Annotated in this window: 11 protein-coding genes and 2 tRNA genes; 3 read left to right on the top strand and 10 right to left on the bottom strand. The window is 69.7% G+C overall.

Annotated features, from left to right (window positions below; all coding sequences use genetic code 11):
* From KVT45_RS20480 to KVT45_RS20470, 3 genes are all read right to left on the bottom strand, one after another.
* The gene (locus tag KVT45_RS20480; RefSeq protein ID WP_217549471.1) at positions 1-1,515 is read right to left on the bottom strand and encodes a folylpolyglutamate synthase/dihydrofolate synthase family protein; all 1,515 of its coding nucleotides are present in this window, start codon (positions 1,513-1,515) and stop codon (positions 1-3) included.
* On the bottom strand, positions 1,508-4,006 hold the full coding sequence (locus KVT45_RS20475) for a SpoIIE family protein phosphatase (protein ID WP_217549469.1): 2,499 nt from the start codon (positions 4,004-4,006) through the stop codon (positions 1,508-1,510). Before KVT45_RS20475 ends, KVT45_RS20480 begins: the two co-directional genes overlap by 8 nt.
* A gap of 141 nt (positions 4,007-4,147) precedes the next feature.
* Positions 4,148-6,778, bottom strand: coding sequence for a valine--tRNA ligase (locus tag KVT45_RS20470; RefSeq protein WP_217549467.1), 2,631 nt, complete (start codon positions 6,776-6,778; stop codon positions 4,148-4,150).
* 456 nt (positions 6,779-7,234) lie between these two features.
* On the opposite strand from KVT45_RS20470, the gene KVT45_RS20465 reads away from it, so the two are divergent.
* Positions 7,235-7,876, top strand: coding sequence for a hypothetical protein (locus tag KVT45_RS20465; RefSeq protein ID WP_308310829.1), 642 nt, complete (start codon positions 7,235-7,237; stop codon positions 7,874-7,876).
* Positions 7,877-7,944: 68 nt separating this feature from the next.
* Here KVT45_RS20465 and clpX read toward each other — a convergent pair whose 3' ends face one another.
* From clpX to KVT45_RS20440, 5 genes are all read right to left on the bottom strand, one after another.
* A complete protein-coding gene (gene clpX, locus KVT45_RS20460) occupies positions 7,945-9,234 on the bottom strand; it encodes an ATP-dependent Clp protease ATP-binding subunit ClpX (protein ID WP_089107500.1) in 1,290 nt (429 codons plus the stop codon).
* A gap of 189 nt (positions 9,235-9,423) precedes the next feature.
* Positions 9,424-10,089, bottom strand: coding sequence for an ATP-dependent Clp protease proteolytic subunit (locus KVT45_RS20455; RefSeq protein ID WP_217549465.1), 666 nt, complete (start codon positions 10,087-10,089; stop codon positions 9,424-9,426).
* 67 nt (positions 10,090-10,156) lie between these two features.
* On the bottom strand, positions 10,157-10,765 hold the full coding sequence (locus KVT45_RS20450) for an ATP-dependent Clp protease proteolytic subunit (protein ID WP_217549684.1): 609 nt from the start codon (positions 10,763-10,765) through the stop codon (positions 10,157-10,159).
* 345 nt (positions 10,766-11,110) lie between these two features.
* The gene (tig, locus tag KVT45_RS20445) at positions 11,111-12,511 is read right to left on the bottom strand and encodes a trigger factor (RefSeq protein ID WP_217549463.1); all 1,401 of its coding nucleotides are present in this window, start codon (positions 12,509-12,511) and stop codon (positions 11,111-11,113) included.
* A 186-nt stretch (positions 12,512-12,697) separates the two neighbouring features.
* A tRNA-Pro gene (locus tag KVT45_RS20440) sits at positions 12,698-12,774 on the bottom strand.
* Between the two features lie 163 nt (positions 12,775-12,937).
* On the opposite strand from KVT45_RS20440, the gene KVT45_RS20435 reads away from it, so the two are divergent.
* Positions 12,938-13,008 (top strand) — tRNA-Gly (locus KVT45_RS20435).
* Between the two features lie 251 nt (positions 13,009-13,259).
* Here KVT45_RS20435 and KVT45_RS20430 read toward each other — a convergent pair.
* A complete protein-coding gene (locus KVT45_RS20430; RefSeq protein WP_217549461.1) occupies positions 13,260-13,454 on the bottom strand; it encodes a hypothetical protein in 195 nt (64 codons plus the stop codon).
* Positions 13,455-13,914: 460 nt separating this feature from the next.
* Between KVT45_RS20430 and KVT45_RS20425 the strand changes: the two genes are divergently transcribed.
* Complete coding sequence (locus tag KVT45_RS20425; protein ID WP_217549459.1) at positions 13,915-15,057, top strand: acyltransferase family protein; 1,143 nt, start codon at positions 13,915-13,917, stop codon at positions 15,055-15,057.
* A gap of 6 nt (positions 15,058-15,063) precedes the next feature.
* Here the strand turns inward: KVT45_RS20425 and KVT45_RS20420 are convergent, their stop codons facing one another.
* Positions 15,064-15,522 (bottom strand): HD domain-containing protein, encoded by a 459-nt coding sequence (locus KVT45_RS20420; protein WP_217549457.1) that lies wholly within the window; start codon positions 15,520-15,522, stop codon positions 15,064-15,066.
* Positions 15,523-15,655 lie beyond the last annotated feature (133 nt).

Below are 15,655 nucleotides of genomic sequence, written 5' to 3'. Positions count from 1 at the left end.
TCAGCCCCTCCCGAGGAGCAGTCGGGCCTCGCCCACGGTGATGACGGAGCCGGTGATCAGCACGCCGCCGCCGGCGAACTCGCCCTCCTCCTCGGCCAGTGTGATCGCGGCCTCCAGGGCGTCGGGCAGCCGCGGCTCGACCTGGACGCGGTCCTCGCCGAACACCTCGACGGCGATCGCGGCCAGTTCGTCGGCGTCCATCGCACGGTGGCTGGAGTTCTGGGTGATCACGACCTCGGCGAAGATCGGCTCGAAGGCCTCCAGGAGGCCCCGGACGTTCTTGTCACCGCTGGCCCCGACCACGCCGATCAGCCGGCTGAAGTCGAAGGCCTCGCCGACGGCCTCGGCGGTGGCGCGGGCCCCGGCGGGGTTGTGGGCGGCGTCGAGGACGACGGTGGGAGAGCGCCGTACGACTTCCAGGCGGCCCGGGGAGGAGACCGCCGCGAAGGCCTTGCGGACCGTGTCGATGTCCAGGGACTCGGGGCGCTGCGAGCCGACCCCGAAGAACGCCTCCACCGCGGCGAGCGCGACGGCCGCGTTGTGGGCCTGGTAGGGGCCGTGCAGGGGGAGGTAGACCTCGTCGTACTCGCCGCCGAGGCCGCGCAGGGTGAGCAGCTGGCCGCCGACGGCGACCTGGCGGGCGACGACGCCGAACTCGAGGCCCTCGCGGGCGACGGTGGCGTCGACCTCGACGGCCTTCTTGAGGAGTACCTGCGCCGCGTCGACCGGCTGCTGGGCCAGGATGACCGTCGCGTCCTGCTTGATGATGCCGGACTTCTCGCCGGCGATCTGCGCGGTGGTCTCGCCGAGCCGGTCGGTGTGGTCGAGGTCAATGGGGGTGACGACGGCGACGTCGCCGTCGATGACGTTGGTGGCGTCCCAGCTGCCGCCCATGCCGACCTCGACGACGGCCACGTCGACCGGGGCGTCCGCGAAGGCCGCGTACGCCATGCCGGTGAGCACCTCGAAGAAGGAGAGCCGGTACTCCTGCCGGGAGTCGACCATCTCGACGTAGGGCTTGATGTCCTGGTACGTCTCGATGAACCGCTCGGCGGAGATCGGGGCGCCGTCGAGGCTGATGCGCTCGGTGATCGACTGCACGTGGGGGCTGGTGTAGCGGCCGGTGCGCAGGTCGAAGGCGCCGAGCAGGGCCTCGATCATGCGGGCGGTGGAGGTCTTGCCGTTGGTGCCGGTGATGTGGATCGAGGGGTACGACCGCTGGGGATCGCCCAGCACGTCCATGAGGGCGGTGATCCTGGTGACCGACGGCTCCAGCTTGGTCTCGCCCCAGCGGGTGGCGAGCTCCGCCTCCACCTCGCGCAGGGCCCGGTCGACCTCGGGGTCCTCGGGGCGGCCCGGGACATCGCCCTGCTGCGGGCCGCCCTGGGTACGGAGGGTCCGGCTGCCGGCCTCGATCACCGCGAGATCGGGATCACGGTCCGTCTCGGCCTCGACGATCTCGTCGAAGTTCTCGTCGAAGCTCTCATGGGGGTCGTGCGGAGGCAGATCACTCACGGCACCAGTCTACGGAGCCCGGCGGACGCGTGGGCGCGCCGGTCGCCGGGAGCGCCTGCTCGCACCAGATCGTCTTGCCGGCGGAGGTCTGCCGGGTCCCCCACCGCCGGGTGAGCTGGGCCACCAGCAGCAGGCCCCGGCCGCCCTCGTCGAAGACCCGGGCCCGCCGCAGGTGCGGGGCGGTGCTGCTGCCGTCGGAGACCTCGCAGATCAGCATGGTGGTGTCGCGGATGAGCCGCAGCTGGATCGGGGAGCCGCCGTAGCGGATGGCGTTCGTGACGAGTTCGCTGACCACCAGTTCGGTGGTGAACGACAGCTCGTCCAGCTTCCAGGCGCCGAGCTGGCCGGTGGTCAGGGTCCGGGCCCTGGCGACGTGCTCGGGGTCCGCGGGGACCTCCCAGCTGGCCACCTGGTCGCAGGGCAGGGCGCGGGTGCGGGCGAGCAGCAGGGTGACGTCGTCGGCGGGTTCGCAGGTGCGCAGCGCGGTCACCACCCGGTCACAGGCCGCCTCCAGCGACTCCCCCTCGCCGGACACCGTCAGCGCGCCGCGGAGCCGTTCGAGGCCGTGGCTCAGGTCGAGGTTACGGGAGTGCACCAGGCCGTTGCTGAACAGCGCGAGGGTGGTGCCCGCGGCGAGTTCCAGGTCGGTGGTCTCGAACGGCAGCCCGCCGAGCCCGAGCGGCGGGCCGGCCTGGCCGGGGGCCTGCTCCACCGACCCGTGGGGAGTGATCACGAAGGGCAGCGGATGGCCCGCGCTGGCGAGGGAGCAGTGCCGCGAGATCGGGTCGTAGACGGCGTACAGGCAGGTCGAGCCAACCTCACCGGCCTGTTCCCCGGCGCCGTCGTCGAGGTGCAGGACCAGGTCGTCCAGGTGGGTGAGGAGTTCGTCGGGGGGCAGGTCGACGTCCGCGAGGGTGCGGACCGCCGTGCGCAGCCGGCCCATGGTGGCGGAGGCCTGGATGCCGTGGCCGACGACGTCCCCGACGACCAGGGCCACCCGGGTGCCCGACAGCGGGATCACGTCGAGCCAGTCGCCGCCGACTCCGGCCCGGGTGCCGGTGGGGAGGTAGCGGAAGGCGAAGTCGACGCTCGGGCAGTCGGGCATGACGTGCGGCAGCAGGCTGCGCTGGAGCCCCAGCGCGGTCTCGCGCTCCCGGGTGTAGCGCCGTGCGTTGTCGATGGCGGTCGCGGCCCTCGCCGCGAGTTCCCCCGCGTCGGACAGGTCGTCCTTCTCGAACGGCGGGGAGTCCCGGGTGCGCCAGAAGACGATCACCCCCATCAGGACGCCCTGTGCCGACAACGGTGCGGTGATCAGCGAGCGCATGCCGTAGTCGAGGAGCTGGTCCGTGCGCGGCGCGTCGGGAAACCTCGGGCTCCGGGTGACCCGCAGATCGGCTGTGAGGGCCGCACCGGAGTCGGTGTGCCGGCCGGCCCGGGGCGGCGGGTCCACGGCGATCAGGGCACCGGCCGGATCCAGCGGGGAGTCATCGCGGACGCCGCCCCGGGCCACGCGCCGCAGGACGGTCTCGGCGGCCGTCGGCTCCCCGCCCCGCAGCACGGACTCCTCCAGGTCGACGGTGACGAAGTCGGCGAAGCGGGGGACGGACACCCGCACCAGCTCGTCGGCGGTCCGCCCCACGTCGAGGGTGTTGCCGACGGCGGTACCGGCGTCGTAGAGCAGCCTCAGCCGCCGGTGGCTCTTCTCCAGCGAGCCGGCCATGGTGTTGAACGCCGTCTCCAGCTGGCCGATCTCCCGGCGCCCGGAGCGCGGCACCCGTGCGCCCAGGTCTCCGGCGGCGAGCCGGGTCGCGAAGCGGGCCATCCTGCGCACCGGCCAGACGATCACCCGGGTCACGTAGGCGCCGTAGGCGACGATCAGGAGGACGGCCACGCCGACGCCGGCGGACGCGGCGATCGTCAGCGTGCGCATCCGGCCCTCCAGCGCGTTCTCACGCTGGTCGATCGAGGCGCGCTCGGCGTTGAGATAGCGGGTGAACTGGTCCCGGAGCGCGTCGAGCCGCTGCTTGCCCTCCAGCGTGCGCGCCGTGCTGCTCGCGTCGGGATCGCCGCGCCGGGCCTCGGCCACGAGCGGGACCGAGTAGTCGTCGACGAAGGACTGGCCGGCCCGCTGGATCTGCCCGGCGAGCTGCCGCTGGGCGGGGGACGTGCTGACGTCCACGAGCCGCTGCGCCTGCGCGGGGAACGCGGTCCGGGCGGCCTGCCAGGGCTTGAGGAACGCGTCCTGCCGGGTGATGACGTAGCTGCGCTGGCCGCCCTCCATGTCGAAGACGGTCCCCTGGACCACCCCGATCTGCTCCAGGGCCGGCCGGCCGCTGCGGGCGGAGAGCAGGGAGTGCCGCGCGTCCTGGATCGCCAGCACCAGCACCAGGAAGACGAGGCCGATCAGCACGGCGAGCAGGCCGCCCGCGACAGCCGTCAGGGGGACCAGCCCCCGGTGCGGAGGTGTCCTCGTTCGGCCCCTGCGCTGCATGTGGGCGTTCCCTCCGCCGCCAAGCCAAAACGGAACATTAAGGGCATGTTCCTACTTTTGGATTGTAGGGCGGGACCCCGAACGCAGGCGTCCGGCAGCCCCGCGGGAAGGGGCTGCCGGACGCCTGCGGGAACGCTCCGGTCACGCCTGCGGAAGGCGGTCCAGCTGGGCCTGGATGCGTGCGATGTCCTCGTCGGCCTTGGCGAGCCGGGTGCGGATCTTCTCCACCACGTTGTCCGGGGCCTTCGCCAGGAACGCCTCGTTGCCCAGCTTGCCCGTCGCCTGGGCCTTCTCCTTCTCGGCGGCCGCGAGGTCCTTGGCGAGGCGCTTGCGCTCCGCCGCCACGTCGATGGTGCCGGAGAGGTCGAGGGCGACCGTGGCGCCGGCGACCGGGAGGGTGGCCGTCGCCGCGAAGGCGTCGCCCTCCGGCTGGAGGCGCAGCAGCTGGCGGATGGCCGCCTCGTGCGGGGCGAGGGCCGTGCCGTCCAGGGTGAGGCGGGCCGGGACCCGCTGGCCGGGCTGCAGACCCTGGTCGGCGCGGAAGCGGCGGACCTCGGTGATGACGGACTGGAGGGTCTCGATCTCCCGCTCCGCCGCCTCGTCCCGGAAGCCGCTGTCGGCCGGCCAGTCGGCGATGACGACCGACTCGCCGCCGGTCAGCGTCGTCCACAGGGTGTCCGTGACGAACGGGACGACCGGGTGGAGCAGCTTCAGGGTGACGTCGAGGACCTCGCCCAGGACGCGCTGCGAGACCTCGGCGCCCCGGCCGCCCGCCTGGAACGTCGTCTTGGACAGCTCGACGTACCAGTCGAAGACCTCGTCCCACGCGAAGTGGTAGAGCGAGTCGGAGAGCTTCGCGAACTGGAAGTCGTCGTAGAACGCGTCGACTTCGGCGACCGTCTTGTTGAGGCGGGAGAGGATCCAGCGGTCCGTCGCCGACATCTCGGACGGGGCCGGGAGCGGGCCCTCGACGGTCGCGCCGTTCATCAGCGCGAAGCGGGTCGCGTTCCAGATCTTGTTGGCGAAGTTCCGGGACGCCTGGACCCAGTCCTCGCCGATCGGCACGTCGGTGCCGGGGTTGGCGCCGCGGGCCAGGGTGAAGCGGACGGCGTCGGAGCCGTACTTGTCCATCCAGTCCAGCGGGTCGACGACGTTGCCGAAGGACTTCGACATCTTCTTGCCGCGCTCGTCACGGACCAGACCGGTCAGCGCGATGGTGCGGAAGGGGACCTCGCCGTCCATGGCGTACAGGCCGAACATCATCATCCGGGCGACCCAGAAGAAGATGATGTCGTGGCCGGTCAGGAGGACGTCGGTCGGGTAGAACTTCCGCAGGTCCGCGGTCTGTTCGGGCCAGCCGAGGGTGGAGAACGGCCACAGGCCGGAGGAGAACCAGGTGTCGAGGACGTCGGTGTCCTGCTTCCAGCCCTCCGCCTCGGTGCCGGGCGGCTCCTCGTCGGGGCCGACGCAGACGACCTCGCCCTCGGGGCCGTACCAGACCGGGATCCGGTGGCCCCACCACAGCTGGCGGGAGATGCACCAGTCGTGCATGTTGTCGACCCAGTCGAAGTACCGCTTCGACATGTCCTCGGGGTGGATCTTCACCCGGCCGTCGCGGACCGCGTCACCGGCGGCCTTGGCCAGCGGGCCGACCTTGACCCACCACTGCATGGACAGCCGCGGCTCGATGGTGGTCTTGCAGCGCGAGCAGTGGCCGACGCTGTGGACGTAGGGCCGCTTCTCGGCGACGATCCGGCCCTGCGAGCGCAGCGCCGCGACGATCGCGGAGCGCGCCTCGAAGCGGTCGAGTCCCTCGAAGGGGCCGTGGACCGTGATGACGGCCCGCTCGTCCATGACGGTGATGGACTCCAGGCCGTGGCGCTGGCCGATCGCGAAGTCGTTCGGGTCGTGGGCCGGGGTGACCTTGACGGCACCCGTGCCGAACTCCGGGTCGACGTGCGTGTCCGCGACGACGGGGATGGTGCGGTTTGTCAGCGGCAGCTTGATGCGCTTGCCGACCAGATGCCGGTACCGCTCGTCGTCGGGGTGGACGGCGACGGCGGTGTCGCCGAGCATCGTCTCCGCACGCGTGGTGGCGACGACCAGCGTCTCGTCGCCCTCGCCGTACTTGATGGAGACCAGCTCGCCGTCGTCCTCCTGGTACTCCACCTCGATGTCCGAGATGGCCGTCAGACAGCGCGGGCACCAGTTGATGATGCGCTCGGCGCGGTAGATCAGCTCGTCGTCGTAGAGCTTCTTGAAGATGGTCTGGACGGCCTTGGACAGGCCCTCGTCCATGGTGAAGCGCTCGCGGTCCCAGTCGACGCCGTCGCCGAGGCGGCGCATCTGGCCGAGAATCTTGCCGCCGTACTCTTCCTTCCACTGCCAGACGCGCTCGACGAACTCCTCACGGCCCAGGTCGTGACGGGACTTGCCCTCCTCGGCGAGCTGCTGCTCGACCTTGTTCTGGGTGGCGATGCCGGCGTGGTCCATGCCGGGCAGCCACAGCGACTCGAAGCCCTGCATGCGCTTGCGGCGGGTCAGCGCGTCCATCAGCGTGTGCTGGAAGGCGTGGCCCAGGTGCAGGGAGCCGGTGACGTTGGGCGGCGGGATGACGATGGTGTACGCGGGCTTGTCGCTCTTGGCGTCGGCCGCGAAGTAACCGCGCTCTACCCAGCTCTCGTACAGCGGCCCCTCTACGTCGGCCGGCGCGTACTGGGTCGGCAGTTCGGTGCTGGGCGCTGTGGGCTGCTGCTGAGCGTTCTCGGTCACGGGGCTCAGTTTAGAGGTGTCCCGGCGCTGTCCCGAAACGCGTTTGTTCTGTAACGGTGAGCACCCCCGTGCCATGAGTTCCCTGTGGCTGAGCCAGGATGTCAGGAACACATAAGCATCTGGAGGGGAACCCAGAGATGAGCTACAACCAGCCGGGCCCGTACGGGGGGCCGCCGCCTCAGCAGCCGGGACCGTACGGGCAGCAGCCGGGTCCGTACGGCCAGCCGCCGCAGGCGCCCCAGCCCGGCTACGGCTACCCGCAGCAGGCCTCCGGCGCAGCCGGGACCCTACGGGCAGCAGCCGCCGCAGCCGGGCTACGGCTACCCGCAGCAGGGTGTTCCCCCGCAGCCGAACCCGTACGGCCAGCAGCAGCCCTACGGCCAGCCTCCCTACGGCGTTCCGCAGCCGCCGGCTCCGGGCGGCGGCAGGAAGAAGACGGGTCTGATCATCGGGGCGGTGGCGGTGGTCGCGGCCGTCGCGGTCGGCGCGTACTTCGTGCTCGCCGGGGGTGGCGGCGGGCTCAAGGACGACGGGCCGCACAAGCTGACCGCGCCCGCCTCCGTCCTGTCCGCCAAGTACAAGCGGGTGGGTGACTCCAGCGAGCAGAAGGCGAGTTCGAGCGACGCGGAGGACCTCGCCAAGTCCGGTGTCACCGACGCCACTTCGGTCACCGCGATCTACTCGACCGTCGACCTGGAGTCCCTGGACACCAGCGACCCGACGGACGTGGCGAAGGCGGAGACCGCCGAGAACGTGACCCTCTTCGGGGTGTACGGCTCGGTGAAGGACCCGCAGGCCGCGCTGGACGCCACCTTCGCCAACATGAAGAAGGACGGCACCTCGGACGACAGTGTGCAGTTGGTCGGCGACGCCCAGTCCGTCTCGCCGGCCGGACTGGACGGCGCGGTGATGAAGTGCCAGCAGGCGAAGGGCAAGAACCAGCTCACCGGCAAGGCCCAGACGGCCTACCTGTGCATCTGGGCGGACTACAGCACCATCGGCATGGTGGAACCGACCGCGGCGGTGAAGACGTACAGCCTGGACGAGTCCGCGAAGATCGCGGCCGACGTACGGAGTGAAGTGCGCGTCGCCAGGTAGCCACCGCCGGCACACGCGAAAGCGCCGGGCTCCTCCGAAGAGGGCCCGGCGCTTCGGTGTTGAGGGGGTTACGCCGACTTCTGCTCGCCCGGGCCACGGCCGTTGCGGGCGTCGCGCGGGATCAGGGTCGGGTTGACGTTGGAGTGGACGACGTCGGCCGTGATGACGACGCGGGCCACGTCCTTGCGGGACGGGACCTCGTACATCACCGACATGAGGACCTCTTCCATGATGGCGCGCAGGCCTCGCGCACCGGTCTGGCGGAGGATGGCCTGGTCGGCGATGGCCTCCAGGGCCTCGCGCTCGAAGTCCAGCTCCACGCCGTCGAGTTCGAAGAGGCGCTGGTACTGCTTGACGAGCGCGTTGCGCGGCTCGATGAGGATCTGGAGCAGAGCCTCGCGGTCCAGGTTGTGGACCGAGGTGATGACCGGGAGGCGGCCGATGAACTCCGGGATCATGCCGAACTTGACCAGGTCCTCGGGCATGACGTCCTCGAACTGGTCCTTGGACTGCAGCTCCCGCTTGGAGCGGATCGTCGCGCCGAAGCCGATGCCCTTGGCGCCCGCCCGGGACTCGATGATCTTCTCCAGGCCGGCGAACGCACCGCCCACGATGAACAGCACGTTCGTCGTGTCGATCTGGATGAACTCCTGGTGCGGGTGCTTGCGGCCGCCCTGCGGCGGGACGGAGGCCGTGGTGCCTTCGAGGATCTTGAGAAGGGCCTGCTGCACACCCTCGCCGGAGACGTCTCGCGTGATCGAAGGATTTTCGCTCTTACGGGCTACCTTGTCGATCTCGTCGATGTAGATGATCCCGGTCTCGGCCTTCTTGACGTCGTAGTCGGCGGCCTGGATCAGCTTGAGGAGGATGTTCTCCACGTCCTCGCCCACGTAGCCGGCCTCCGTCAGCGCGGTGGCGTCGGCGATCGCGAACGGGACGTTGAGCATGCGGGCCAGGGTCTGTGCGAGGAGCGTCTTGCCGGAGCCCGTGGGGCCCAGCAGCAGGATGTTGGACTTCGCCAACTCGATGGCGTCGTCGCGGTTCTGGCCGCCGCCGTTCTCCCCTGCCTGGACCCGCTTGTAGTGGTTGTACACCGCGACCGAGAGGGCCTTCTTGGCGGGCTCCTGGCCCACCACGTAGCCCTCAAGGAACTCGTAGATCTCGCGGGGCTTCGGGAGTTCCTCCCAGCGCACCTCGCTCGTCTCGGCGAGTTCCTCCTCGATGATCTCGTTGCAGAGATCGATGCACTCGTCGCAGATGTACACACCGGGCCCTGCGATGAGCTTCTTGACCTGCTTCTGGCTCTTGCCGCAGAACGAGCACTTGAGCAGATCGCCGCCGTCACCGATGCGTGCCACGGTGTGCTTCCCCTTCGCCTGGGAGACGCCTGGACTCTTTCGAATCCAGCGGCTCCTGGTGCTGCCTTATGTCGACGGTACCTTGCCGGGCCCCCCGTACGGGCCCCCCTTGGCACGGTTCACTTTGACGTGCACCTTGCCGAGCACGCGGTCAAACCGGGCCAAGGGCGGCAGAGACTACATCCTCTGTCAGCGGACGTCCGCGTTGTTCATCTTCCGGGTGGAGATGATCTGGTCGACGATGCCGTATTCGAGGGCTTCCTCGGCCGTGAGGATCTTGTCGCGCTCGATGTCCTCGCGGATCTTCTCGATCGGCCGCTTGGTGTGCTTGGCCAGCATGTCCTCCAGCTGCTCGCGCATCCGGGTGAACTCGTTGGCGATGATCTCCAGGTCGGAGAGCTGGCCGCGGCCGGTGGAGCCGGCCGGCTGGTGGATCAGCACGCGCGAGTTCGGCAGCGCCATGCGCTTGCCCGGCGTGCCGGCGGCGAGCAGGATGGCCGCGGCGGAGGCCGCCTGGCCCATGCAGACCGTCTGGATGTCGGGCTTCACGAACTGCATCGTGTCGTAGATCGCCGTGAGGGCGGTCATGTCGCCGCCCGGGCTGTTGATGTAGATCGAGATGTCCCGGTCGGGGTCCATCGACTCCAGGCACAGCAGCTGCGCCATGACGTCGTTGGCGGAGGCGTCGTCGATCTGGACGCCGAGGAAGATCACGCGCTCCTCGAAGAGCTTCGCGTACGGGTCGTACTCGCGGATGCCCTGGGAGGTGCGCTCGACGAAGCGCGGGATGACGTAGCGGGCGTCGGGCCGGGGCCCGTCGTAGCGGGCGTCAGCGGCGCCGGGAATGTTGCTCATGAGGGTGTTCACCGTCCTGGTGGCGTTCGGGGGGCTGGAGTCTCGGCGGAGCGTGGCGTGGCCGGGCTCAGGAGGCGCCGGTACCGCCGCCTCCCGGAACACCGGAGGCATGCGTGATGATCCCGTCGATGAGACCGTACTCCTTGGCCTCTTCCGGGGTGAACCAGCGGTCGCGGTCGCCGTCGCGGACGATCGTCTCGACGGTCTGGCCGGAGTGCAGGGCGGTCAACTCGGACATGGTCTTCTTGGTGCGCAGCAGGTACTGGGCCTGGATCTTGATGTCCGAGACCGTACCGCCCAGGCCCGCGGAGCCCTGGTGCATCATGATGTCGGTGTGCGGCAGGGCGAAGCGCTTGCCGGCGGTACCGCCGGTGAGCAGGAACTGGCCCATCGAGGCCGCCATGCCCATGGCGATGGTGACCACGTCGTTCGGGATGAACTGCATGGTGTCGTAGATCGCCATACCGGCCGTCACCGAGCCGCCGGGGCTGTTGATGTAGAGGAAGATGTCCTTCTTGGGCTCGGCCGCGAGCAGCAGCAGCTGCGCGGTGATCTTGTTGGCGATGTCGTCGTCCACCTGCTGGCCCAGGAAGATGATCCGCTCGCCGAGCAGCCGGTTGTAGACCTGGTCGCCGAGGCCACCACCGAAGGAAGGCTCGCCGGCGGCGGAGGGCATCAGATTCGTCACGTATCCACCTGCTCGTCTTACGACGGCGCCGGGCCGTCTCACGTTTCCGTAGCCGGGGGCTTGGCTGCCCTCGTACTCATGGACCCTAACGCGATGGTCCCTTCGGGGAATCCCGGTAACAGGGCTGTTCGCCGGGGGCGTAGCGGCTACGCCGGTGGGCCGACGGCTACTCGCCATGGTTGTGCGGGTGCGTGGGCGCGTGCGGGCACGTGGTGGTTGCTCGCGCAGTTCCCCGCGCCCCTTTGGGGCGCGCTGCAGCCCTGGGGGACGACAAAGGGGCCCCCGGGACAGTGCCCAGGAGCCCCCTGTACGCCGTTACGGGCGCCGTAGGGCTCAGCCCTCGGTCTTCTCCTCGGCGGGCTCGTCCGTGGCCTCGGCGGCGGCCTCAGGGGCCTCCGTGCCGTCCTCGGTCTCGTCCTCGTCCTCGTCGTCCAGGTCGACGATCTCGCCGTTGGTGTCCTTCACCGTGGCGGCCTCGACCACGACGGCCAGGGCCTTGCCGCGGGCGACCTCGCCGACCAGGAGCGGAACCTGGCCGCCCTCGACGACGGCCTGGGCGAACTGGTCGGGGGACATGCCGGAGGAGGCCGCGCGCCGCATGAGGTGCTCGGTGAGCTCCTCCTGGTTGACGTTCAGCTTCTCGACCTTGACCAGCTCGTCGAGGACGAACTGGGTCTTGATGCCCTTGACCGCGGCTTCCTTGGTCTCGGCCTCGAACTCCTCGGCGGTCTTGCCCTGGATCTCGAGGTACTTCTCCAGGTCGAGGCCCATCTGGCCGAGCTGGTGGTGCTCCAGGTTGTGCTTGCGGGTGTTGATCTCGTCCTCGAGCAGCTTCTCGGGGACCGGCACCTCGACGAGCTCGAGCAGCTTCTCCAGGACGCGCTCCTGGGCCTGGGTGGCCTGGTCGTACGTCTTCATGTTGGCGAGGCGCTTGCGGCTGTCGGCCTTGAGCTCGTCCAGGGTGTCGAACTCGGAGGCGAGCTGCGCGAACTCGTCGTCCAGCTCGGGGAGTTCGCGGGCGGCGACCTGGGTGACCTTGACGGTGACCTCGGCCTCACGGCCGGCCGCGGAGCCGCCCTTGAGCTCGGAGGCGAAGGTGGCCTCGCCACCGGCCTCCAGGCCCTTCACGGCGTCGTCGATGCCGTCGAGGAGCTCGCCGGAGCCGATGGTGTAGGAGACACCGCTCGCGATGCCGTCCTCCAGGACCTCGCCGTCGACCTTGGCCTCCAGGTCGATGGTGACGACGTCGCCGTCCTCGGCCGCGCGCTCCACCGGGGAGGTGGAGGCGAAGCGCTCGCGGAGCTGCTCGACCGACTTCTCGACGTCCTCGTCGCTGACCTCGACGGCGTCGACCTCGACCTCGATGCCCGAGTAGTCCGGGATCTCGAGGGCCGGGCGGACGTCGACCTCGGCGGTGAAGTTCAGCGTCTCGCCGTCCTTCAGCTCGGTGATGTCGACGTCGGGCTGGCCGAGCGGGTTCAGCTCGGCCTCGTTGACCGCTTCGGTGTAGAACTTCGGAAGCGCGTCGTTGACCGCCTCCTCCAGGACCGCACCGCGGCCGAACCGCTGGTCGATGACCCGGGCCGGGATCTTGCCCTTGCGGAAGCCCTTCACCGTGACCTGCTGGTTGATCTTCTTGTACGCCGCGTCGAGGCTGTCCTTGAGCTCCTCGAAGGGCACCTCGACAGTGAGCCGAACCCGAGTCGGGTTCAGGGTCTCCACGGCGCTCTTCACGGTTCGGTCTCCTTGTGGCTGACTTCTTGGGTTCTGCCGGTGCCAGAGGGGCCCGGCGGACTTTCGCCGCCCGGCGGAGTTCGTAAGCCGCCGTGCGGGGGCCGGGACACGCGGGCGCGCAGCTTGCATAGTAACCGCAGCGGCTCATCGCCCCAAAAGGCGATCAAGACGGACGCCGTCAGGTGGTGGTCGGGGTGGCGGGATTTGAACCCACGGCCTTCCGCTCCCAAAGCGGACGCGCTACCAAGCTGCGCCACACCCCGTATCGGTGCGACACGTAGGGTACATGCCCGGGCCGCCTGCGTCGGCCGCTTTGTTCACCCGCACCGGCATGACATCCGCGCAGACCAACACGTTGGCCTACGCGCGGGACGACCCGCTACGATGCCTTCAGTGCCGCGGTCACCGACCTGCGGCGCGTGTTGTGCGGGCGTAGCTCAATGGTAGAGCCCTAGTCTTCCAAACTAGCTACGCGGGTTCGATTCCCGTCGCCCGCTCTCGACGGTTCAGGGCCAGGTCGGAGGATGTTTCCTCCGCCTGGCCCTGTTCGTTTTCGCGGGGTGCGTGGTGAGTGCCGGAGGCCCGCTGCGGAACGGGCGCGGATCCGACCGGATCCGACCCAGGGCGCGCCCGCCGCTCCGCCCGGCCCTCCGCCCGTGAGGTCACCCGATCCGGTGACGTCACGGGCCGTGGCGCCGGGGCGCGGTACTGGGTGTCACCGTCGAGGGTGCGGCGTACGCGGCCGTACTCAGAAGTTGATCGAATTTATGGTCTGGGCCAGCGAGTCGAGGAAGCGCTGGATGGAGGGGGCCATCCCGGTCGACGCGAGGAAGAACCCGAAGAGCACGGCGACGATGGCGGGTCCCGCCTTGATGTTCCCCCCTCTCATCAGCACCACAAGGATGATCGCCAACAGCAACACCACAGACAGTGAAATGGCCACAACTGATCACACCCTCGGTCGGTCCGCTCTCCGGCCCGGGGGTACGGCCCCGCACCCCCGCCAGATCCATCGTGCCACCAACCCGGCCGCACTATGCGGTTCGTGACACAACGTCGACAATGCACCGCGCGCCGACAACCGCCCGCACCGCATTTCGAGGGCCCACCCGCCCCTGGATCCAAGGCAATTGACGGACATCGTTTCGGTGTCCACACAACATGCGCGCAGCCAATTCGAATTATTGACACAGACACGGCAAAGGAAGGCCAGCCGCCGACGTTATGCACTAATTAGCAGGGATTAATGCGGACATCACGGGTGTAAGTGCCGCATGGAACTGCATAGGCACAGCCATCGACTTCGGTATATCGGGAACCCGTCCACAGGACGTCCTCGGCGATTACCGGGATTCCCATCGGTGGTTTTACGAAATCCCACAGGCGACGCTAGGGTGCCTCAGATGTTTGACGCCGCCACGTCCCCCGGCCAGAACCGAACACCGCGTCCCCCGGCCCGGCCGCCGGCGGGCGGAGAGCGCGACGCGTTCTTCGACAACGCCAAGTACCTGGCCATCGCGCTCGTCGCGATGGGTCACTCATGGGAGCCGCTGAAGGGCGACAGCCGCGTCCTGGAGGCGGTGTACTGCGTCGTGTACGCCTTCCACATGCCGGCGTTCATCATCGTCTCCGGCTACTTCTCCCGGAACTTCGACATGCGCCCGGACCGGCTGAAGCGGCTGGTCACCGGGGTCGTCGTGCCCTATGTCCTGTTCGAGACGGCCTACTCGCTCTTCCAGCGCCTCGTCGTCGGCTCCCCCGGCCAGGACATCAGCCTGCTCGACCCCTGGTACCTGACCTGGTTCCTGTGCGCGCTGTTCGTCTGGCGCCTGACCACGCCCCTGTGGAAGGCGGTCCGCCATCCCCTTCCGGTCGCCTTCGGCATCGCGATGCTGGCGTCCGTGTCCCCGAGCATCGGTGACGACCTCGACCTCCAGCGGGTCCTGCAGTTCCTGCCGTACTTCGTGCTCGGCCTGTGCCTGCGGCCCGAGCACTTCCGGCTGGTACGCCGGTGGCCGGTGCGGATCGCCGCGGTGCCGGTGTTCGCGGTCGCGCTGGTGTTCTCCTGGTGGTCGGTGCCGCGGATGAACACCGCGTGGTTCTACCACCGGAACTCCGCGCAGGAGCTGGGTGCGCCGTGGTGGTGCGGGCCGCTGATGGTGCTCGCGATGTTCGGCTGCTCGATGCTGCTGACCGCCGGGTTCTTCTCCTGGGTGCCGGGCCGGCGGACGTGGTTCACGGCGCTGGGCGCGGGCACGCTGTACGGCTACCTCCTGCACGGCTTCGTCGTGAAGTACGGCGTCCACGCGGGCTGGTTCGACCCGAAGTGGCTGCACGGGCCGCTCGGCGAGATCCTCGTCACCGCGCTCGCGGGCGCATGCGTGACGCTGCTGTGCACCCGGCCCGTGCGACGGGTGTTCCGCTTCGCCATGGAGCCGAGGATGGACTGGGCGTTCCGGCGGGACGCGGCGGAACTGGCCCGGGAACGGGAACAGGAGCGGGGGCGCGAGCGGGGGCCGCGGAGCCGGGAGATGGCCAACGCGTGACGACGCCTACGCGGGGAGGCCGAGGAGGGCGCGCATCCGGGCGTACTTCTCGGTCAGCCGTTTCCGGGTGCCCTCGTCCAGTACGGCGAGACGGCCGGGGTCGGCGTTGTGCGCGAGGTCGGCTTCCTTGACGAGCAGGGCGCCGGGGGTGGCGAGGACGCGGTGGGCGTACGACTCGGGGGGCTCGCCGGGGTGCTTGGTGAGGGCGAGCACGATGGCCCTCGTGCGGGGGCTCACCGCGGCGGTCTCCAGCCACTCCTCGGTGAGGGCGTGGTCCTCGACGGAGTCGTGCAGCCAGGCGGCGGCGATCTGGTCCGGGTCGCCGCCGCGGGCACGGACGCCGTGGGCCACGGCGGCGAGGTGCTCGGCATAGGGGCGGCCCGCCTTGTCGGTCTGCGCCGCGTGGGCGGCCCGGGCGAGCTTCTCGACTTCGGGGAGGGTGAGGAGGGGGGTCGGGGTGGTCACGGTGCGAGTATGTCGTGGCCGGGGCGGGGGGTGTCACTTACCGGCGCTTGCAGGGTGCCGCTGCGCCCACCCGTGCCGCCCTGCGGCACGCCTGCCCGCAGCTGAAGCGCCCCTTTAGGGGCGCGGGGAACTG

Source organism: Streptomyces sp. GbtcB6 (assembly GCF_019091475.1).
In the GTDB taxonomy this organism is placed as follows: Bacteria; Actinomycetota; Actinomycetes; order Streptomycetales; family Streptomycetaceae; genus Streptomyces; species Streptomyces hyaluromycini.
This window is presented reverse-complemented; position numbering and strand designations above follow the sequence as displayed.